The sequence below is a fragment of the Mesorhizobium sp. WSM3626 genome (genome assembly GCF_000513935.1).
GTDB classification, from domain to species: domain Bacteria; phylum Pseudomonadota; class Alphaproteobacteria; order Rhizobiales; family Rhizobiaceae; genus Mesorhizobium; species Mesorhizobium salmacidum.
Genome location: NZ_AZUY01000031.1, coordinates 25,131 through 45,135, shown reverse-complemented (window position 1 = coordinate 45,135; position 20,005 = coordinate 25,131). Strand labels below are relative to the sequence as shown.

20 protein-coding genes and 1 riboswitch are annotated in these 20,005 nt (G+C 63.2%); of the genes, 11 read left to right on the top strand and 9 right to left on the bottom strand.

The window, feature by feature from the left end:
* Positions 1-49 precede the first annotated feature (49 nt).
* From cpaB to M653_RS0120430, 10 genes are all read left to right on the top strand, one after another.
* Positions 50-973: a Flp pilus assembly protein CpaB gene (gene cpaB, locus M653_RS0120475; RefSeq protein ID WP_245262242.1), complete on the top strand. Its 924-nt coding sequence runs from the start codon at positions 50-52 to the stop codon at positions 971-973.
* A 90-nt stretch (positions 974-1,063) separates the two neighbouring features.
* On the top strand, positions 1,064-2,449 hold the full coding sequence (locus M653_RS0120470) for a type II and III secretion system protein family protein (protein ID WP_245262244.1): 1,386 nt from the start codon (positions 1,064-1,066) through the stop codon (positions 2,447-2,449).
* A 4-nt stretch (positions 2,450-2,453) separates the two neighbouring features.
* The gene (locus tag M653_RS0120465; RefSeq protein ID WP_027145011.1) at positions 2,454-2,723 is read left to right on the top strand and encodes a hypothetical protein; all 270 of its coding nucleotides are present in this window, start codon (positions 2,454-2,456) and stop codon (positions 2,721-2,723) included.
* A gap of 33 nt (positions 2,724-2,756) precedes the next feature.
* Complete coding sequence (locus tag M653_RS0120460) at positions 2,757-3,965, top strand: response regulator (protein WP_027145010.1); 1,209 nt, start codon at positions 2,757-2,759, stop codon at positions 3,963-3,965.
* Positions 3,962-5,383: a CpaF family protein gene (locus M653_RS0120455; protein ID WP_027145009.1), complete on the top strand. Its 1,422-nt coding sequence runs from the start codon at positions 3,962-3,964 to the stop codon at positions 5,381-5,383. Before M653_RS0120460 ends, M653_RS0120455 begins: the two co-directional genes overlap by 4 nt.
* Positions 5,384-5,388: 5 nt before the next feature.
* Positions 5,389-6,354, top strand: coding sequence for a type II secretion system F family protein (locus tag M653_RS0120450; protein WP_027145008.1), 966 nt, complete (start codon positions 5,389-5,391; stop codon positions 6,352-6,354).
* A gap of 1 nt (position 6,355) precedes the next feature.
* Entirely contained in the window at positions 6,356-7,318 is a 963-nt protein-coding gene (locus tag M653_RS0120445) for a type II secretion system F family protein (protein ID WP_027145007.1), read from the top strand.
* Between the two features lie 88 nt (positions 7,319-7,406).
* Positions 7,407-8,237, top strand: a complete 831-nt coding sequence (locus tag M653_RS0120440; protein WP_027145006.1) for a hypothetical protein — start codon at positions 7,407-7,409, stop codon at positions 8,235-8,237.
* Positions 8,238-8,374: 137 nt separating this feature from the next.
* Positions 8,375-8,848: a tetratricopeptide repeat protein gene (locus M653_RS0120435; RefSeq protein WP_032935695.1), complete on the top strand. Its 474-nt coding sequence runs from the start codon at positions 8,375-8,377 to the stop codon at positions 8,846-8,848.
* A 149-nt stretch (positions 8,849-8,997) separates the two neighbouring features.
* Positions 8,998-10,197 carry a diguanylate cyclase gene (locus M653_RS0120430; RefSeq protein ID WP_245262241.1) on the top strand — a complete coding sequence of 400 codons (1,200 nt, stop codon included), beginning with the start codon at positions 8,998-9,000 and terminating at the stop codon, positions 10,195-10,197.
* Here M653_RS0120430 and gcvP read toward each other — a convergent pair whose 3' ends face one another.
* The 3 genes from gcvP to gcvT are packed head-to-tail and all read right to left on the bottom strand — an operon-like array spanning position 10,198 to position 14,497.
* Positions 10,198-13,008: an aminomethyl-transferring glycine dehydrogenase gene (gene gcvP, locus M653_RS0120425; RefSeq protein ID WP_027145003.1), complete on the bottom strand. Its 2,811-nt coding sequence runs from the start codon at positions 13,006-13,008 to the stop codon at positions 10,198-10,200.
* Between the two features lie 18 nt (positions 13,009-13,026).
* Complete coding sequence (gene gcvH, locus M653_RS0120420) at positions 13,027-13,395, bottom strand: glycine cleavage system protein GcvH (RefSeq protein ID WP_027145002.1); 369 nt, start codon at positions 13,393-13,395, stop codon at positions 13,027-13,029.
* 4 nt (positions 13,396-13,399) lie between these two features.
* Entirely contained in the window at positions 13,400-14,497 is a 1,098-nt protein-coding gene (gene gcvT / locus M653_RS0120415; protein WP_027145001.1) for a glycine cleavage system aminomethyltransferase GcvT, read from the bottom strand.
* A 149-nt stretch (positions 14,498-14,646) separates the two neighbouring features.
* A riboswitch (glycine riboswitch) is annotated at positions 14,647-14,733 on the bottom strand.
* A 172-nt stretch (positions 14,734-14,905) separates the two neighbouring features.
* Between gcvT and M653_RS0120410 the strand changes: the two genes are divergently transcribed.
* Complete coding sequence (locus tag M653_RS0120410) at positions 14,906-15,907, top strand: hypothetical protein (protein WP_027145000.1); 1,002 nt, start codon at positions 14,906-14,908, stop codon at positions 15,905-15,907.
* Here the strand turns inward: M653_RS0120410 and M653_RS0120405 are convergent.
* The 6 genes from M653_RS0120405 to gfa form a co-directional block, all read right to left on the bottom strand.
* Positions 15,904-16,368 carry a GNAT family N-acetyltransferase gene (locus M653_RS0120405; protein ID WP_245262240.1) on the bottom strand — a complete coding sequence of 155 codons (465 nt, stop codon included), beginning with the start codon at positions 16,366-16,368 and terminating at the stop codon, positions 15,904-15,906. The two genes, M653_RS0120410 and M653_RS0120405, sit on opposite strands and share 4 nt — an antisense overlap.
* Positions 16,340-17,131, bottom strand: a complete 792-nt coding sequence (locus M653_RS0120400) for a molybdopterin-binding protein (protein ID WP_027144998.1) — start codon at positions 17,129-17,131, stop codon at positions 16,340-16,342. Before M653_RS0120400 ends, M653_RS0120405 begins: the two co-directional genes overlap by 29 nt.
* 1 nt (position 17,132) lies before the next feature.
* Positions 17,133-18,014, bottom strand: a complete 882-nt coding sequence (locus tag M653_RS0120395; RefSeq protein WP_032935692.1) for a cytochrome b/b6 domain-containing protein — start codon at positions 18,012-18,014, stop codon at positions 17,133-17,135.
* Between the two features lie 86 nt (positions 18,015-18,100).
* Positions 18,101-18,793 (bottom strand): DUF1345 domain-containing protein, encoded by a 693-nt coding sequence (locus tag M653_RS0120390; RefSeq protein ID WP_027144996.1) that lies wholly within the window; start codon positions 18,791-18,793, stop codon positions 18,101-18,103.
* Between the two features lie 30 nt (positions 18,794-18,823).
* Positions 18,824-19,291, bottom strand: a complete 468-nt coding sequence (locus tag M653_RS0120385) for a YaiI/YqxD family protein (protein ID WP_027144995.1) — start codon at positions 19,289-19,291, stop codon at positions 18,824-18,826.
* Positions 19,292-19,356: 65 nt separating this feature from the next.
* Positions 19,357-19,926: an S-(hydroxymethyl)glutathione synthase gene (gene gfa, locus M653_RS0120380; protein ID WP_027144994.1), complete on the bottom strand. Its 570-nt coding sequence runs from the start codon at positions 19,924-19,926 to the stop codon at positions 19,357-19,359.
* Between the last annotated feature and the right edge of the window lie 79 nt (positions 19,927-20,005).

Sequence of the window (20,005 nt, the reverse complement as noted above, 5' to 3'; positions counted from 1 at the left end):
TAGCGTGAGCCCAACATAACAAGAAACGACGGGCATCAGGGGTTTCGGCGTGAGGGGCAAGGCCATAACGATGATCGGCATCGCCGCCGTTTTCGGCGCGATCTCGATCTTTGCCGCGGATTTCTGGGTCAAGAGCCAGGCCAAGGCCGATGCGCAGGAGAAAACGGCGTCGATCTCCGCTCCAGCACCCAAAATAGAGTTCAAGACGATCGTGGTGGCCAATGCGCCGTTGCGCTATGGCATGGAGCTCGACCGCGCCAAGCTCAGCGAAATCCCGTGGCCGCAGGAGTCCCTGCCGCAGGGCGCCTTTGCCACCATCGATGGATTGCTTGGCGAAGGCGGCCGGGTCGTGCTGTCGCCGATCGAGATCAACGAGCCGGTGCTGCTCACCAAGCTGTCGGGACCGAACGGCCGCGCGACGCTGTCCAATATGCTGACGCCCGGAATGCGGGCGGTCACCATCCGCACCGACGAGATCGCCGGCGTCGGTGGCTTCGTCACGCCGGGCGACCGGGTCGATGTCGTGCTCACCCGCGATGCCGGCGAAATCCAGGAAGTCGCCAAGAACGCGCAAGGCGCGGCCGGCTCGACCATCACCTCGGAGATCGTCGTTGCCGACGCCAAGGTGCTGAGCGTCGGGCAGGGCGCCGACGAGCGCCAGACGACGCCGCAGGTGGCCAATTCCGTGACCCTCGAGGTGACGACCGAAGGCGCGCAGAAAGTGGCGCTTGCCCGCACGGTAGGCACGCTGTCGCTGTCGCTGCGCTCCGCCAGCGAAGGCGGCGACGGCAAGAACGGCGTCACCACCATCTCGTCCTTCGGCGGATCCGTGGCTTCCAATGCCCAGGCCGCCGCCGGCTCCTTGTTCGATGCCATCGCCAAGGAGCCGGAGAAGCCGAAATTCAAGACGGTCATCGTGACGCGCGGCACGCAGGCCGAGGAATACCAAGTCCCTTCGCGGGACCAGAAGTAAAGACCGGTGGGGACCGGGCGGGACGGGATCATGGTGATGCACACCCTATATCGAATGACGAATCTGTTGCGTTTCGTGCGCGCCTTGGCCATGGCGGCTTCACTGGCCGCGAGCGGCATGCTCGCCTTCGTTGGCGCGGCCAGGGCGGACAATGACATCGTCTATGTCTCGTCGACCAGGAATGCCTCGATCAAGGTCGCGAAGGGCAAGCCCAAGACGATCATGACGAGCGCGGCCTTCTATCAGATCGTCATCGGCGATCCGGAGATCGCCAACGTCAACCCGCTGACCGACAAATCCTTCTATGTGCTGGGCAACAATCTCGGCACCACCGGCATTGCGCTGTTCGACGAGAAGAAGCAGCTCGTCGGCACCGTAGACATCGAAGTGACGCTCGACACCGACCAATTGGCGAGCACCATCCGTGCCAGCGTGCCGGACGCCAAGATCAAGGTCGGCTCGGCCAATGGCCGCGTGGTGCTGTCGGGCGAGGCGGATGACGCGGTCGCCGCCGAAAAGGCCAACAAGATCGCCACCCGCTTCTCCGGCAATGAGGAGGTGATCAATTCGGTCAATATCTCCTCGTCGCAGCAGGTTCAGCTCAATGTCCGCTTCGTCGAGATCAACCGCCAGGCCGGGCAGGACCTGGGCGCGAAATACAGCGCCAATTTCGCCTACGGCTTCGGCGGTCGCGATGTCTCTCTCGATCCGGGCTCGGTGCCGGCGGCGGGGACTGGCGAGATCATTGGCCGGCTGCTGTCCAATGGCGTCTCGATCGACATCGCCATCAAGGCGTTGGAGGAGCGCGGCCTTGCCCGAAGGCTGGCCGAACCGAACCTGATTGCCCGATCCGGCGAAACGGCGAGCTTTCTTGCCGGCGGCGAATTCCCGATCCCGGTTTCCGAGGACAATGGCAAGATCTCCGTCAGCTACAAGAAATACGGCGTCAGCCTGGACTTTACGCCGACCGTGCTGAAGGACGGGCTGGTCAGCCTCGACATCGCGCCGGAGGTCTCCTCGATCGACGCTTCGGCGTCCTACAATATCGGCAACATTTCGGTGCCGGGGTTCATCGTGCGCCGCGCCAAGACCTCGGTCGACCTGAAGAACGGCCAAAGCTTCATGATCGCCGGGCTGCTGCAATCCCAGAACGACATCACCACGTCGCGCATTCCCGGTCTCGGCAAGATGCCGGTGCTGGGGTCGCTGTTCTCGTCGAAATCCTATCAGCGGCGCGAGACCGACCTGGTCATCATCGTCACACCCTATCTGGTCAAGCCGGTCGACCCGTCGAAGAAAATGGCTGTGCCGACCGATGGCACGCAGCCCGCCAGCAACGTCGACTATTTCCTCAACAACACCGAGGAGGTGAAGGCGTCGGACACCAACCGTGCGCTGGCGCTGGCTGACGGCAGCGCCGTGCGGGGCGCTTCCGCGACCAAAGTCGGTCATTTCCTCGACCTGCCGAAGGACTGAAATCATGCGTCTGGTCCTGAGATCGAGCATCGCCCTGCTTCTTGCCGGTTTGGCAAGCGGCTGCACCAGCGACGACTATCTGCGCAGCGAAGGCGTGACGTCAGTCGCCGGTGAGGCGCAGGCCGCCAACACCGTCATGCAGATGGTCGACCCGTGGAAGTATGGCGTCCAGAACACGAGGCTTCTCGTGCCCGCCAAGCGCGGAACCGCCGAACCGGTCACACCCGATCAGGCGGCCGGCGCCAAGGCAGCGCAAACCACCACCGGCAACTGATCCAGACGGCGATCGAGCTCACAGGCGGCGAGAATGGCAAACAGCACCAAGAAGATCCTGCTCGTATCGACAGACCGGACCTTCGCGCAGGACACGAAGACGGCCTTTGCCGCCTCCGAGATTATCCAGCTCATGACGGTTGAGAAGAACGTCACCGAGCTGCGCGGCGAGGTCCAGGAGGCCGAGTTCGGCGTCGTTATCGTCGACATGGATGCGGCGAAACTGGAAGAAATCGAGTCCCTGCAGCGCGTCATGCGCCGGCTCGAGGGCAAGGCACCGGTGGTCGTGGTCACCCAGGAGTTCAACGCCGCCGCCGTGCGCATCCTGGTGCAGCTCAAGGTCGCGGACTTCCTGGTCAAGCCGATCACCACGGCCGACCTCGTGCGTTCGGTCGTGCGAGCGTTGCAGGGGCCGGGGCGCGAGGAAAACACCGAATCGCAGATCTATACCTTCATGCCCGCCGCCGGCGGCGTCGGCACCACGACGCTGGCGCTGCAGACCGCGTTCCAGCTGCATCATTCGGTGACGCGCGGCGCCTCGACCTGCGTGGTCGACCTCAATTTCCAGCAAGGTGCCTGCGCCGAATATCTCGATCTGGAGCCGCGTTTCGACATCACCGAGATCGAGAACCAGCCCGAGCGCCTCGACCGGCAATTGCTCGATGTGATGCTGTCCAAGCACGCCAGCGGACTTTGCGTGCTGGCGGCGCCGACGCATCCAGCCGAAATGCGCTCGTTCAAGACCGATGTCGTGGTGCGCATGCTGGACCTCGTTTCGGCCTATTTCGACAATGTCGTCATCGACATGCCGCGCACCTGGTTTCCCTGGACGGAAACGGTGCTGCTCGGTTCCAACAAACTCTACATCGTCGCCGAAATGACGGTGCCGTGCCTGCGCCATACGCAGCGGCTGATCCAGGCCGTCTACGAGACCGCCGGCAAGGAAGTGAAGCCGAACGTGATCGTCAACCGTTTCGAGCAGAAGATGTTCGACAACGGCATCAAGCAGGCGGATGTCCAGGAAATCCTTGGCGAGCATTTTGTCGGCGGCATCGCCAACAACTACCGGCTGGTGCGCGAGGCGGTCGATCGCGGCGTGCCGCTGCACGAGATCGATCCCAATGCCAACGTCGTCAACGACCTGAAGAAGATCATCCTCCCGGAAGAGGCAGTGGCGACGGCGAGCAAGTCGAAGTCGCTGTTCGGTTTTGGCAGGGGCCTCTTGAAAAGGAAAGCTGGATGACCAGCCGTTTCTCAACCCTGCAGAACCGCGACGCGCGCCCGCAGCGTCCGCCGGAATCAACACCGGTCGCCCATCATGCCGTTGTCATCCCGACCAGCCGAAAGGCTTTGCCGGCGAAGCCGGAAGCAGCACCGGCAAAGAATGCCAACAAGGTGCTCGACGCCCGCGTGCGCATCCACCGGATGCTGCTCGAGGAGATCAATCTGGTCGCGCTGGAGCGCTTGCCCAAGGATGAAATGCGCCGGCAAGTGCATGATTTCGTGTCGGAAAAGACCCGCCAGGAGCGGATGGCGATCAACACCGCCGAACTCGACGCGCTGGTCGACGATATCGTCGACGAGATGGTCGGCCTCGGGCCGCTCGAGCCGCTGCTCAAGGATCCCGACATCAACGATATCCTGATCAACGGTCATCAGAACTGTTTCGTCGAAAAGAAAGGCAAGCTGCAGCAGGTCCATATCCCGTTCAAGGACGAGGCGCATCTGCTCAGAATCGTCAACAAGATCGTGGCCGCCGTCGGCCGCCGGGTCGACGAATCGCAGCCGATGGTCGACGCTCGCATGCTGGACGGCTCGCGCTTCAACGCAGCCATCCGCCCGGTGGCCGTCGACGGTCCGCTGGTGTCGATCCGCAAGTTCTCCAAGAACAAACTTGGCCTGCACAGGCTGGTCGAATTCGGCGCCATCACACAGAACATGGCCGAAGTGCTGGCAGCGGCCGTGCATGCCCGCAAGACGACAATCATTTCGGGCGGCACCGGCACCGGCAAGACGACGATGCTCAATGCGCTGTCGGCCTTCATTCCGGAAGACGAGCGGCTGATCACCATCGAGGACGCGGCGGAGCTTCAATTGCAGCAGCCGCACGTCGCGCGCATGGAAACGCGCCCCGCCAATATCGAAGGCCATGGCGAGCTCAAACAGCGCGACCTGGTCAAGAACGCGCTGCGCATGCGTCCCGACCGGGTCATTCTCGGCGAGTGCCGCGGCGAGGAAGCCTTCGACATGCTGCAGGCGATGAACACCGGCCACGAAGGCTCGATGGCGACCATTCACGCCAACACGCCACGCGATTGTATTTCGCGCCTGGAGCAGATGCTTGGCATGACCGGCATGCCAATGACGGTGCAGTCGATCCGCAGCCAGATCGCAAGCGCCATCGACATCATCGTCCAACTGACCCGGCTTTCCGACGGCAAGCGCAAGGTGACGAGCGTCGCCGAGGTGACCGGCATGGAAGGCGATGTCATCCAGATGCAGGAGATCTTCCGCTTCGTGCGCACCGGCATGGAGGCTGATGGCAAGATCCTCGGCTACTACGAGGCGACCGGCATACGACCGCGTTTTCTGGAAGATCTGCGCGCGATGGGCATCGAGTTTCCCGGACGTTATTTCGAACCCGGCCGGCCGCAGGAGTAGCCGGGGTGTTCGATGGGTTCAGCGCGATCTATGTCGTCTATGCCGGGGCCGCATTGACCGGCATCATGGTCGCCGAAGCGGTCTACCTGCTCTATGCCGGTCGTAGCGACAAGCGAACCGCCATCAACCGGCGCATGAAACTTCAGGAAAACAAGATCAGCCAGGAGCAGGTGCTGATCCAGCTGCGCAAGGAGCGCGGTCTCGACGCGGGAACGTCGCTGTTCTCGCCCGACCGGTTCCGTGCCCTGCGCACGCAGTCGGGCATGGTCATGCCGCTCTCGAAATTCCTGATGATCACCTGCGGCGTGGCGATGGCCGTGGCCCTGTTCGCCATCTCGCGCGGCTTGCCGCTGTTGATGGGGCTCATCCTGGTTGTCGTGCTGATGCCGCTGCTGCCGGTCATGGCGATGCGCTCCATGCGCAAGCGCCGGCTCAAGCGTTTCGGCATCCAACTGCCCGAGGCACTGGAGCTGATCACGCGCGGCCTCAAGGCCGGTCACCCGGTGCCGGTGGCCATTGCCATGGTGTCGCGCGAGATGCCCGATCCGATCGGCACGGAATTCGGCGTCATTGCCGACGAAGTCACCTATGGTTCCGACCTTGTCTCGGCGCTGAACTCGCTTTTCGACCGGGTCGGCCACGAGGATTTGCCGCTGTTCGTCACCGCCGTCTCGATCCAGACCAGCTCGGGCGGCAATCTGCGCGAAATCCTCGATGGGTTGTCGACGACGATCCGCGAACGCGGCAAGCTGCGCCGCAAGGTGCGGGCCATTTCGAGCGAAGGCCGCCTGTCGGCCTACATTTTGACGGCCGTGCCGGCGCTGCTGTTCACCGCGATCATGGCCATGATGCCGGGATATTACAGCGACGTCTGGGGCGTTCCGAAGACATGGTACATGATCGGCGGATCGGTTAGCTGGCTGATGCTGGGCAATCTGATCATGTTCAAGATGTCGAACTTCAGGTTCTGACATGCGAGGCGTCATCGAACTCCTCGCCTCCTTGGCGCCGACCTCGCTGATGCCGGTCGCCATGCTGTTGCTGGCCGTGGGGGCCGCGGCGGTCGCCTGGCCGATGGTGGCGGCGAGGGGCGACCGCAACGAGGTCAAGCGCCGGCTCAAGGTCGACCACGGTCTGGTGGCGGCCAAGCCCGAACCGGCGCAGAAGAAGAACAGCGGCGTCGTGCGCGAGAAAGCGGTGAAGAGGGCGCAGGAATTCTACGCCAAGAGCGACCCGGAAAATGTCGCCCGCCTGCGTTTGAAGCTCATCCAGGCCGGCTACATGGAGCCGCGCGCCGTCGGCATGTTCTTCCTCATCCGGTTCACGGCAATGATCGGCACGACGTTCGCCGTCTTCGTGCTCAACCGGTGGATGGCCAGCCCGGACGCGACCATGACGAGCCGGTGGACCTTCATCATCCTGTCGGGCGCTGCCGGCTATTTCCTGCCGGGCCTGGTGCTGACCCAGAAGGTGCGGGAAAAGATGCGCGAATACCGCAACGGCTTCCCCGATTTCATGGATCTGATGATCGTCTGCTCCGATGCCGGCATGAGCATGGAAGCGGGCGTCGAGCGCGTTTCCAAAGAACTCGCCAGGACCTATCCTTCGCTCAGCCAGAACCTGCAGCTCGTATCGCTCGAGCTTCGGGCGGGGCGCAGCCTCGACGACGCGCTGAAGGCGCTCGCAGATCGCCTCAGCCTCGACGAGGTACGCTCCTTCGCCACGCTCCTGCAGCAGTCGAAGGAACTAGGCACCAGCCTGTCGGGCGCGCTCAGGGTGTTTTCCGATGAAATGCGCCACAAGCGCATGTCGCTGGCCGAGGAGAAGGCGCATGCCTTGCCAGCAAAGATGTCCGTGCCGGTCGTGGTCTGCATCCTGCCGGTGGTGCTGATGATCGCGGTCATTCCCATCATCGTCAAAATGACGGGTCACTAAAGGGCGCCACGTCGACGGAATCAGGCATGCAAACATCCGTTGAAGTGATACATCGGGACCCGCAAAGCCCGTAATAAGCGAGAAGTCGATGCGAATACTGTTGCCCGCTCTCTTGCTGGGCCTCGCCGCGGCCAGCTTGCCGCCCGCCCAGGCCGCGGCCGGCGATTGCGGTGATGCTGCCGGCTTGGTGCAGCAGGCCTATCCCAAGGCCCGCAAGAGCGCCGATGGCGCCTCGTTCACACTTGAACCTCACACCAGCATCGCCCTGACGCCTCCGGACTACGACACGCCAAGGCTGGTCTGCAAGATCTGGCCCGCCCATGACCAACTGCTGTTGGTCGCGGTACCGCTGATCGACAGCGCCCAATCCGTCGACGGCATGCATATCGGCGATATCGAGCTTCTGGTCGTCGACAGGAAGAACCAGCAGGTGCGCCAGCGCCTGCTGCAGCCCGGGCTGATGAACGATGATGCCATCGCCATCCGCGGCATCGGATTCGATACAGGCCGCTATCAATTGGCGCCCAAAATCACCGCCTTCGGCCTGCGCATCGACATGGCAACTCATTCGCAGGCCAATCCCTTCAGGGAAACCGACCTGCGACTCTATGCCCTTGACGGCGATACGCTACGGATGGTGCTCGATGGCCTCGACGTGGCCGGCTCTGGCGGCGAAGGCGATACCAATTGCGCCGGATCCTTTCATTCTAGCCAGGTCAGCCTGGCGATGAGCCGGGCGAGCCATCAGGGCTATCACGATATCACCGTGACCGAGCGAATGGATACCGACGAACCCGCTCCCGACAAGGATGGCGAGTGCCAATCCCACCCCGGCAAGTCCGTGAAGCGGACTTACCGGCTGCGCTATGACGGCAACCGCTATCAGCTTCCGGCGACGCTCAAGGCCCTGGAGCCGTGAGAACGCCGCTGGCGATGGTTAATGGCTGGTGTGCCGGAAACCAAAACTTAGGCGCATTTCGGCACCGAAGCTTAATCGCTGTGCTGTAGTGTCTTTCCCTGAAGAACGACCCGGCAAATCGGGCGACGGGGCAGGGTATGCGTCAGATAAACTTTGCGGCGGTGGTCACGATGGCGGCCGTCCTGATGATCACCGGGTGCACGACGAACAATAATGTCGACACGACCAAGACCACCGCGATCCGGCCGGCAGCGAAGGATGTCGACACATCCGACCTGGCGCAAGGCAAGGCACAGTTTCGCGATGCCAACTATGGTCTTGCCGAAGCGCATTTCCGCAAGGCCGTCGAACTGAAGGCCGACAATGCCGAGGCCTGGATGGGGCTTGCCGCTTCCTATGACGAACTCGGCCGCTTCGACTTCGCCGACCGTGCCTATGGCCAGCTTGTGAAGGTCGCCGGCCGCAAACCGCAGATCGTCAACAACATGGGCTATTCGCAACTTTTGCGCGGCAACAAGAAGAAGGCCAGGGCGCTGCTGCTGGAGGCGAAGGCCGGCATGGCCGACCCCGCCGTCGTCGACGCCAATCTCGCCTTGCTCAACAAGGGCTGATGCCGTTTGATCCTCGCGCCGGCCAGGGGTGCGGTTTCGGGACAGGTGGCATCGACGCTTTGTAAACCGTATCCGCAGGTTGGGTCGAGAGATCGCCTGAAAACCATGTCCGAGGGCTGCCGCTGACCTAGAATGCGGCGCAACCGCCGATGCTCGAGAGGCCCCCGCCCGATATGCTGGATTTCAGTTCGCTCCTGCTCGCAGCCGCGCTGTCGGGCGTCTGTCTCAGTGTCACCATGTTCGCGATCTGGGCCACCGCGCCGCGGGCCAGATTCGTGCTGACGGTGGCATGCGGCATTCTCGTGCTCGTCGCGCATGTGATCCTGTTCTGGCATTATACCAGGGAGCCCGATCCGCTGCTTTGCCAGGTCGCGCTGGCGCTGCTCAGCCTGGGTTTTCTGATCATCTGCATTTCGGCCATGCAGTATCTCGGTGTGCCGGACCACGGGCGTGCGATTGCTCCGACATTTGCCGCCATGGCCATCTGTGCGGCCGTGACCTTCATGGGCCTTGACGGTATCGGTTTCGTGATCACCTACGCGACGGTTGCCGCGCTTCTCTCGACGATCGGAGCCATGTTCTGGATCAACGGCAGTCATGATCGCCGCATCCTGCTGGTGGTGTCGTTCCTGAGCGGCACCTGTGCGCTGTCGTTTGCCCTTTGCGGCGTGGTTCTGATGACCAAAGGGCAGTGGACGCTCGGCGTCGCGCCCGACAATTGGGCCGAACGCCTCAACTCGGTCGTGGCGGTGGCCTGTATGACCGGCCTCGGCGCATTGACGCTTTCGCTCCATCATTTGCAGGCGCAGATCGAGCTCAAGGCCGAGACCATGACCGACCCGTTGACCGGACTGATGAACCGTCGCGGTCTGACGTCGCTTTATGGCGAGCGCACCTTCGGCCCGTTCATGGCGATCGTCATGTTTGACCTAGATCACTTCAAGCGGACGAACGACATCTATGGACACCCGGTCGGGGATCAGGTCCTGCGCCGCTTCGCCGCCGTCATCAGGAAATATGCCAGGACCGGGGTTGACGCCTTTCGCCTGGGCGGCGAGGAGTTCGCGATCGTCATGTCGAGGATGACGGAAGAGCGCGCCTATGATCTTGCCAGCAAGATCGGCGTCGCTTTCGGCACGGAAATCGTGCCCACCCCGCTCGGTCCCTTGCGCAGCACGGTCAGCGGCGGGATTGGATTCGGCGAAGCCGACGGCAGCACCCTCGACGAGGTGCTGGCCAGGGCCGACTCCATGCTCTATGCCGCCAAGCGTGCGGGGCGAAATTGCGTCATCAGCTGCAAAGGGATGGACAAGGCCGACCCGGTCAAACCGGCCTTGCGCTCCGCGTAGCTATTCGGCCGCACCCAGATAGTCCGACAGCGGCGGGCAGGAGCAGACCAGGTTGCGGTCTCCCGCGACATTGTCGATGCGCGATACCGGCGGCCAGTACTTTGCCGCTGTGTCGGCGTCCCCGGCGGGATAGGCCGCCTCGAGGCGCGAGTAAGGGTGGTTCCATTGACCGGCCAGCGCCTCAGCCGATGTATGCGGGGCGTTGACCAGCGGATTGTCGGCCAAAGGCCATTCGCCTTTGGCCACTTTCGCCGCCTCGCCGGCAATGGCGATCATGGCCTCGCAGAAGCGGTCCAACTCGCGCTTGGGCTCGGACTCGGTCGGTTCGACCATAAGCGTGCCGGCGACCGGAAACGACATGGTCGGCGCGTGGAAACCATAGTCGATCAGGCGCTTGGCGATGTCCTCGACACTGATGCCGGCGCTCTCCTTGAGCACGCGGGTATCGAGAATGCATTCATGGGCGACACGATCGCTCCTGCCCTTGTAAAGCAGCGGGAAGTGCGGCGCGAGCCGCGTCGCCACGTAGTTGGCGGACACGATCGCCGTCTCGGTCGCCTGCTTCAGGCCGGAAGCGCCCATCATGCGGATGTACATCCAGGTGATCGGCAGGATGGAAGCGCTGCCGAAGGGAGCGGCTGCCACGGCATGCGCCGAGCCTTCGGTGACATGGCCGGGCAGATAGGGTTTCAGATGCGCCTTGACGCCGATCGGACCGACGCCCGGTCCGCCGCCGCCATGCGGGATGCAGAAGGTCTTGTGCAGGTTCATGTGGCAAACGTCGGCGCCGATGTCGCCCGGACGGGCAAGTCCGACCAGGGCATTGAGGTTGGCGCCGTCGAAATAGACCTGGCCGCCATGCTCATGGATGAGCGCGCAGAGGTGGCGCGCGCCTTCCTCGTAGACGCCATGCGTGGATGGATAGGTGAACATCAGCGCCGCGAGATTCCTGGAATGCTCGTTGGCCTTGGCGCGCATATCGTCCATGTCGATGTTGCCGTCTTCCAGGCAGCGGACGACGACGACGCTCATGCCGGCCATCGCGGCACTCGCCGGATTGGTGCCATGCGCGGAGGAGGGGATCAGGCAGACGGTGCGATGACCCTCACCACGCGAGCGGTGATAGGCGCGGATGGCCAGCAGCCCGGCATATTCGCCCTGGCTGCCGGCATTGGGCTGCAAGGTCACGGCGTCGAAGCCGGTGATCTCCGACAGCCAGCCCTCCAGTTCGCCGATCATGGCGCGGTAGCCGGCCGAATGCGCTGATGGCGCGAAGGGATGCAAATTGGCGATTTCCGGCCAGCTCACCGGCATCATTTCCGCCGCGGCGTTGAGCTTCATGGTGCAGGAGCCCAGCGGGATCATGGCGCGGTCGAGCGCCAGGTCCTTGTCGGCCAGCCGGCGCAGGAAACGCATCATCTCGGTTTCCGACTTGTTCTCATGGAAGACCGGCTGGGTCAAAAACTCCTTGCCGCGCGGCTCGCCAGGCACCGTGCTGTCGGCGGACGAAGCAGCTTTGGCGTCGAACAGAGCCGCGATCGCATCGAGGTCGGCATCGGTCGAAGTCTCGTCGAAACTGATGCCGACATGGTCGGCGTCGAGCACACGCAGCAGCCGGCCGGTCTTTTCGGCGGCGGCGGCGATCCGGGCGGCCTTGCCTTTGACCTCCACCGTCACCGTATCGAAACGGCTGGAGCCGAGCACCGATACACCCGCGGCCTTGAGGCCGCTCGCCAGGCGGTTGGCCAGCGCATGGATGCGCCCGGCGATCGCCTGCAGGCCCGCCGGGCCATGCCAGATGGCGTATGCGGTCGCCATATTGGCAAGCAGCGCCTGCGCGGTGCAGATGTTGGAGGTCGCCTTGTCGCGGCGGATGTGCTGTTCGCGCGTCTGCAAGGCGAGGCGGTAGCCGGGACGGCCCTTGCTGTCGGTCGACTGACCGACCAGGCGGCCGGGCATCAGCCGTGTCAGCTTGTCGGAGACGGCGCAATAGGCGGCGTGTGGGCCGCCAAAGCCCATCGGCACGCCGAAGCGCTGCATCGGGCCGACGGCAATGTCGGCGCCGAGTTTCGCCGGCGCGTCGGCCAGCGTCAGGCCAAGCGGGTCGGCGATGAAGACGATAATGGCGCCGGTAGCGCGCGCTTTTTCGATCGCCGCCTTGTGGTCGCCATAGACGCCAAAAGTGTCCGGCCAGGAGACGAGCAGGGCGGCGGTGTTGTCGTCGATCGCCTCGCCGTCGATCTCGATGCCGAGCGGCTCGGCGCGGGTGCGCACCACGTCCAGCGTCTGCGGGTGCGGCGTGCCGGCGAGCGCCACCTTGGTGCGCTTGTCGCGGTGGTGGCGCAGCGCGATGCCGACCGCTTCGGCGACCGCCGTCGCCTCGTCGAGCAATGAAGCCGATGCCACCGGCAGGCCGGTCAGTTCCGTGACCAGCGTCTGGAAATTGAACAGCATTTCGAGCCGGCCCTGGCTGATCTCGGCCTGGTAGGGCGTGTAGGCGGTGTACCAGGCCGGATTCTCGAACAGATTGCGCTGGATGACCGGCGGCACGTGGACGCCGTGGTAACCGGCGCCGATAAAACTCTTCAGCACGGTATTCCTTGCCATGATCGTCGACAATTCGGCGAGCGCTTCGGCTTCGCTGGCCGGCGCCGGCAGGGCCAGCGGCTGGTCGAGGCGGATCGATCTCGGCACGGCCTGGCTGATCAGCGTCTCGACCGAGGGAACACCGAGGACGGCAAGCATGGCTCTGACGTCGGCAAGGCCGGGGCCGATATGGCGGGCCGAGAAGGGGTAGGGTGCTGCGGTCATGTCAATAAATTCCTGATGTCAGGCGATATGGGCTTTGTAGGCGGTCTCATCCATGAGGCTGGCGAGCTGGCTTTCGTCGGCGAGCTTCATCTTCCACAGCCAACCGGCGCCGGTTGCCGCCGAGTTGACCAGCGATGGGTCGGACGACAGCGTGCCGTTGGCCTCGGTGATCTCGCCATCGACCGGCGCGTAGACGTCGGAGGCCGCCTTGACGGATTCGACCACGACGGCGGTATCGCCCTTGGCGAGCTTCTTTCCCGTTTCCGGCAGTTCCACGAAGACAAGATCGCCGAGCTGCTCCTGCGCGTAGTCGGTGATGCCGACCGTGGCGATGCCGCCCTCGACGCTGAGCCATTCGTGATCGGCGGTGAAATAGATCTTTGCCATGGGTTTATCCTTTGCGGTAGCGATGAGGAGTGAAGGGCAGGGAACTGACATCGATCGGGATCTTCGTGCCGCGCACGTCGGCGAAGACCCGCGTTCCGGGCTTGGCCAGCGGGGTGGCGACATAGCCCATGGCGACCGGATGGCCGGCCGAGGGGCCGAAGCCGCCCGATGTGACATGGCCGACGGGGTTGCCGTCGGTGTCAAACAGAGAAGCACCGGCACGCACCGGCTGGCGACCCTGCGGTTTCAGCCCGACGCGCTTTTGTGCCGGGCCTCGTTCCACGACGGCGCGCAGGGCGTCGGCGCCGATGAAGGTGCCTGAGGCACGGATCTCTTTCGGGATTGCCCACATAAGCGCCGCCGCGGCCGGGTCGGTTTCCGGCGTGATGTCCTGACCGTGCAGGCAGAGGCCTGCCTCCAGCCGCAGGCTGTCGCGCGCGGCAAGCCCGATCCAGAGCACACGCTCGTCCTCGAGCAGCTTGGCGAGGAGTTCTCTTGCATCGGCCTGCGGCAGGCCGATCTCGAAACCGTCCTCGCCGGTATAACCGGACCGGCTCATGAACCAGTTCTTTCGCGGCTCGATGCCGTGCATGAACAGCAGCGAGCCGGTTTCGAGGCCGGCGCGGGAAAGTGCCGCCCAGGCTTCCGGACCCTGAATCGCCAGGAAGACGCGGTCGAGAGGCTCGACCTTTACATCGAAATCGGCTGCCAGCGCGCGCAAATGCTTTTCGTCGGCGACGGCGTTACCGGCATTGGCGACCACCATGAACCTCGTATCGCCGAGCCGGGTGACGATCAGATCATCCAGAATGCCGCCCGCCTCATTGAGGAAGAAGGTCAGCTTGGATTGCGAGATTTCGAGCGCGCCGGCGTCTAGCGGGCAGGCACGGTCGAGCAGCGCAACCGCTTGCGGCCCGCTGACCTCGAACAGCTTCATGTGCGAGATGTCGAACAGGCCGGCATGTTCGCGGGTGTGAAGATGTTCCTTCATGACGCCGGCCGGATAGGTCAGCGGCATCGACCAGCCGGCAAAGGCGCCGAAGCGCGCACCGGCGGCTGCATGGATATCTTCGAGGGGAAGGTGTCTATCGTCGCCCGTCATGTCGTCTCCAGAGTCGCACGCAATCGGTCGCGAATGGCGACCAGTCCGTGCCCCTCTGTCTGAAGCCTGAGAGACTCGCGCAGCCGGAACTCTGTCAGCGGCGCTTACACCTTCGGCGCGGGGGCAAGCCCCGACTTTCCAGAGTGTCTTTCCCGTCTACGGTTCTTTTGCCTGAGAGATTTCGGGCGATTTCCCCTTCGGCGGCAGCTCTCGCTGCTCTCTCCCGCAAACAGGTAGGACTCAAACCTTGAGCCTCGACGCGCCATCCATAGCCCGTCGGCGACACCTTGTCACCTCCCAGCGACATTGTTCTGACAAGTCTTCACTAACCACGCCGTTTGCCGGTTTTTCAAGATACTCCTGATATAGCAGGCCGATGTGACGCGTTGGGGCGGACGGGGACGACAGATGGGCGAATTGATCATGAGCGCTGCGGTGGCGGGGCTGACTTCGAAGAACCGTATCGCTTCAGAGGATGTCGTAATGCTGCGCCGCGACGTGTTCGCCGACGGGGTGGTGACCCGGGGCGAAGCCGAGGCCTTGTTCGCGCTCGACCAGACGGCGCGGGACAAATGCGCTGAATGGGCACCGTTCTTCGTCGAGGCGGTCACCGACTACATCGTCCACCAGGAAAAGCCCTCGGGCTACATTTCGCAGGAGAATGCCGACTGGCTGGTCCGCACGATTTCGCGCGACGGCTTGGTCGACAGCCGGACCGAACTCGAATTGCTGGTCCATGTGCTGGAAGAGGCGAAATCCTCGCCGAGCCGGCTTTGCGTCTACGCGCTGGAGCAGGTCGCCCACGCCGTCGTCGACGGCAAGGGACCGCTGATGCTCGGCGGTGCGCTGGTGCCCGGATTGATCGCCAGGGCCGAAGTCGAGCTTCTGCGCCGTATCCTCCATGCCCATGGCGGCGACGGCAACATCGCCATCACCCGGGCCGAGGCCGAGGTGCTGTTCAGGATCAACGAGCGGACGGCCCAGGCCAACAACGATCCGTCCTGGAACGACCTGTTCGTCAAGGCGATCGCCAATTTCGTCATGTGCTCGGCCGGTTACGAGGCCCCGACCCGCGAGGTGGCGTTGCGCCAGGAAACCTTCCTCGATCATGCCGATCCGGAAATCGGCGGTTTTTTCAGCCGCATGGTCTCCGGCGGCCTTGCCGGCATCATAGAGGCCTACCGGTCTCCTGACGACGTAGAGACCGAATGGGAAACCAAGAACAGGGCAGCCGAGGCGCTGGCCCGTCGGGCCGAGACGATCGATGCTGGTGAAGCCGGATGGCTAATCGAGCATATCGGGGCGGACCGGCCTTTGTACGAGAATGAGCGCGCGTTGCTGACCCTGATCAAGCATACCTCACCGGAAATCCATCCGGCGCTGAAGTCGTTGCTCGACAAGGTTGCCTAAGCCGCACCGTCCGCTGCTATCGTTCTGCAAAGAATGATATTGAAATGGCCTTCGGGCCATCCCGCCAATTCGGCCATCCGCTTGAAACCAGCCTTTTCATAGAGGCCTGGTGCCTGGAAGTCGTGGCTGGAGACCCAGATCTTCTTGACGCCGCGATCCGCGGCCTCGGCGACAAAAGCCTCGAGCAGTTGCCTTGCGTAGCCGCGACCGCGGTGAGCCTCGTCAATCCACATCAATGTGAGCTCGGACGCGCCCGCCCAGGAATAGCCGGCGGCAACTCCGATCGCGTGTCCCGCATCATCGCGGATGACAAAGGTCAGCCCTCGGTCATCGTCGCGGTCCGTTACACGCCGGTTGTCGCGATGGAGACGCTCCTCGAGCGAACTCAATTCGGCGGGCGACAGGTCGTGCTCGGCCTGTATGCGGGGACCATCAGACGCCGCCATACCAGTCGTAGCCATTGTCCTCCCAATAGCCGCCGCGGCCGCCGCCGATATTGGCGAAGCCGTCGACCAGTTCGATCTTGTAGAGATATTTCGGCATCTTGTAACCGAGCTGGCGCTCGACGCGGACACGCAGCGGCGCGCCGTTCTCGACCGGCAGCGGCTTGCCGTTCACGCCATAGGCGAGGATCGTTTGCGGGTGGCGGGCATCGATCAGGTCGATGGTGCCGTAGTATTTGACGTCGCCCGACAGGCTGCGGTCGATCGTGTCGAGGCAATGGAACATGACATAGCGCGCCTGCGGCTTGACCACCGCCTGGTCGAGCACCAGCGCCAGTGGCGTGCCGGTCCACTTGGCGATGCAACTCCAGCCTTCGACGCAGTCGTGACGGGTGATCTGGGTGCGGCTCGGCATGTTCATCAGTTGCTCGCGGGTAAGCGATAGCGGCTTTTCCACGAGGCCTGAAACCTCCAGACGCCAGTCGGAGAAGTTGTTGGCGAGCAGGTTCTTGTAGGTGTCGTCATCGGGCGCGGTCACGCCGTTCGGCCGTTGCGGCTGGCGGATATCTGCCTCGGTGAATTCCGGCGCCAGCGAATTGCCGCCGCCGAGCAACCGCTGTGCCCTGTGGGTCAGGCCGTTGGCATTTTCGAGGAAACTGCGCAGGCCGCTGCCGATGCTGAGCTGACTGTCGAAGGCGTCGCAGCCCGACAGCATGACGCCGGAAGCGCCGAGGCTGGCTGCGGTCAGGAATTTCCGGCGGCTGATCTGAAATTTCGTCATTTCAGGCACTCCTCTCGGGCGTTTTGTCGTCATGCACGGGAGGATCGGTGCGGTACCAGCCGGTGATGATCGAACGCAGTTCGTTGATTGGCCCGGCGGCCACAATCATCAGGATGTGAATGATGAAGAAGGCGACCAGCAGAACCATGACGGTGAAATGGATGGTGCGGGCGGTCTGCCGTCCGCCGAGCAACTCATTGAGGAACGGCAGCACCGAATTCATGCTCGGCGACATGGCGAGGCCGGTGATGATCATCAGCGGCAAGAGCACGAACAGAACGCTGCCATAGGCCATTTTCTGCAGCGTGTTGTATTCGCGCGTGTGATGGAATTTCAGCCTGGCGTGGTTGGCGATGTCCTGTGGCAAGCGCTTGAGGTCGTCCAGGCGCGGCGCCAGATCGCGGCGGATGTGGCCGTTGATCAGGCTGGCGACCAGCCAGACGATCAATGTCGTCGTCAGTATCCAGGCAAAGAAGAAATGGATGACGCGGGCGGTGCCGAGATCATAGTAGGAGGGGATCGTCGCCCAGGATGGGAAACCGCGCGCCGTCTCGTTACCTGCCGGACCCGACCAGCCGAGTACGCCCGTCGTGTCGAAACGGTGCCCGAAGATTTCGGTGTAACCGCGCGGCCCGGCATTGGTGTTTTCGGCGCCTATGGCGAAAACGGTGTTGTTGTAGGCGAAGCCGGATTGCTTGCCGATGTAGAGCTGAGGCCGGGCATTGAAAATCTGCAGGCCGGAAAGCAGCATGAAAAACAAGGAGACGGCCCAGAGCCAGTGTGTCAGCCGCGTCCAGCTCGACTGCCGGTAGATCAATGGTTTCTCTTTTGAAGCGGGGAGACCCGGTCCAATTTCGGATTGGCTTCTGGCAACCGATTCCATCTTGTCTGGTCTCCCGGCCTTGCGGCTTGTCCTACGTGTTCATTGTCCTCCTGATACGTCGCGATCCAAACCGATGTTTCATCCGATCACGGATTTATTATGGACGGACCGCCCAGGCTGACGGCGAGATTGACGGCCGCGGCGACGATGACCGTGTTGAAGAAGAACGACAGGATCGAGTGGACAAGCACGACACAACGCATATGCGTCGTCGAGATGTTGGTGTCGGCGGTCTGCGCCGTCATGCCGATGACGGTCGAGAAGTAGAGGAAATCCCAGCCCTCCGGGCGTCTGTCGCCCGGGAACAGCAGGCCACCGACCGGGATCTTCTTATTGGTGCCGGTGTCGACCGCGTCGCCGTCCATCCAGTAGACATGGGCATAATGGAGCGCCGCCATGGCATGGATGGTGAACCAGCCGAGCGGGATCGACAGCAGTGCGAAGCCGAGTTCGATCGGGTGATCCCCATCCTTCCGATTGATCAGCAGGAACAGCGAGATAAGCGCAACGCCGACAACAATGAGCGTCACCGCGAAGATGACCAGAACCGGCTGGTCGGTGGCGCGTGCGTTCTTGCTGAGATATTTGCCGGTGAACTTGGGCATCTGACTGACGACAAGAACGACGTAAGCGGCAAAAAATGCGTTGGCGCCGATCGAATAGGCGAGCGGGGCGTGCAGCAGCAACGCCACAAGCAGCGCAAACGCACCGATACAGGCCGACACCGCGAACAGCATATGGCGCTGCATCGGTTTCTCGATCGGGGTTTCGGCGGCCATGGCGGTCTCCACCTGGATGGCGCGTTGTTGCTACTCCGGTGTGACGGATTTCAGCGCCCGCCGCAAGATACGGTCGAGTTCGCCGAGAAACCGGGAGCGGTCCTGCGGCGCGAAGCTGGCATTGTAGCCCTTGCTCTCGCCGGTCTCGCGCAGGTGCTGCTTGAGGTCGCGCATCGCCACCGCCATGCCGATCGTCTCGGGCGTGAACGGCCGCCCGGTCGGTCCCAGCACATGGACGCCGAGCGCCACCGTACGTGCGGCAAGCGGAATGTCCGCCGTCACCACGATGTCGTTGGGCTTGGCGTTCTCGACGATCCAGTCATCGGCGGCGTCGGCGCTCTTGGACACCACGACATTGCGGATCATCGGGTCGCGCGACGGACGCAGGCCGCCATTGGAGACGTAAGTGACGACGACGCCAAGGCGTTCGGCGACCTTTTCTACCTCGGCCTTGACCGGGCAAGCGTCGGCGTCGACGTAGATGGCGGGTGCGGGCATTGTCTCTCCAGAAACGAGCAGGGGCCGGAAATGTATCCGGCCCCTGCCTGAAAGTCTTATGGTGATCAGGCCGGCAAGGCGCCGGACTTCTTCGCCGTCCAGGTGGCAATGTAATCCATCAGGCCAGGGTTGAGGCAATCGTAGGGCTCCAGGCCGATTGTCTTCAGCCTGCCACGAATGCCGTCCATGCGGCTCGGGTCGACACCCGATTCGATGATCGACGAGACAAAGGCGGTGAAGCCCGGAGGCGACCAGCCGTCTTCCTCGAAGCGCTCGGGGTGAATGAAGGACAGGCCCTTGAACGGATGATCGCGCTCGACCGGTCCATGCATGTGGACGCCGCATTGGGTGCAGGCATGACGCTGGATCAGCGCTGAGGGGTCGACCACCTTCAGCTTGTCGCCGTTCTCGGTGACCGTGACATCGCCGGTACCGGCAACCGCTACCACCGAGAATATAGCGCCTTCGGGCTTCCAGCATTTAGTGCAGCCGCAGGCGTGGTTGTGGGCGATCTGGCCCTTGACCTTCACCTTGACCGGTTTGCTGGTGCAGGCGCAGACCAGCGTGCCGCCGGCAAAGCTCGCGCTTTCCCTGGGCAGCCCATTGTCGATTTTCGGATGCAGTTTTTCCGCCATTTTTCTTTCCTCCCTATTTCAGTTATGGGCCATGCTTCACCACAGGGGTCGCTGGCCGGATGGCCGGCGGCGTGTGGCC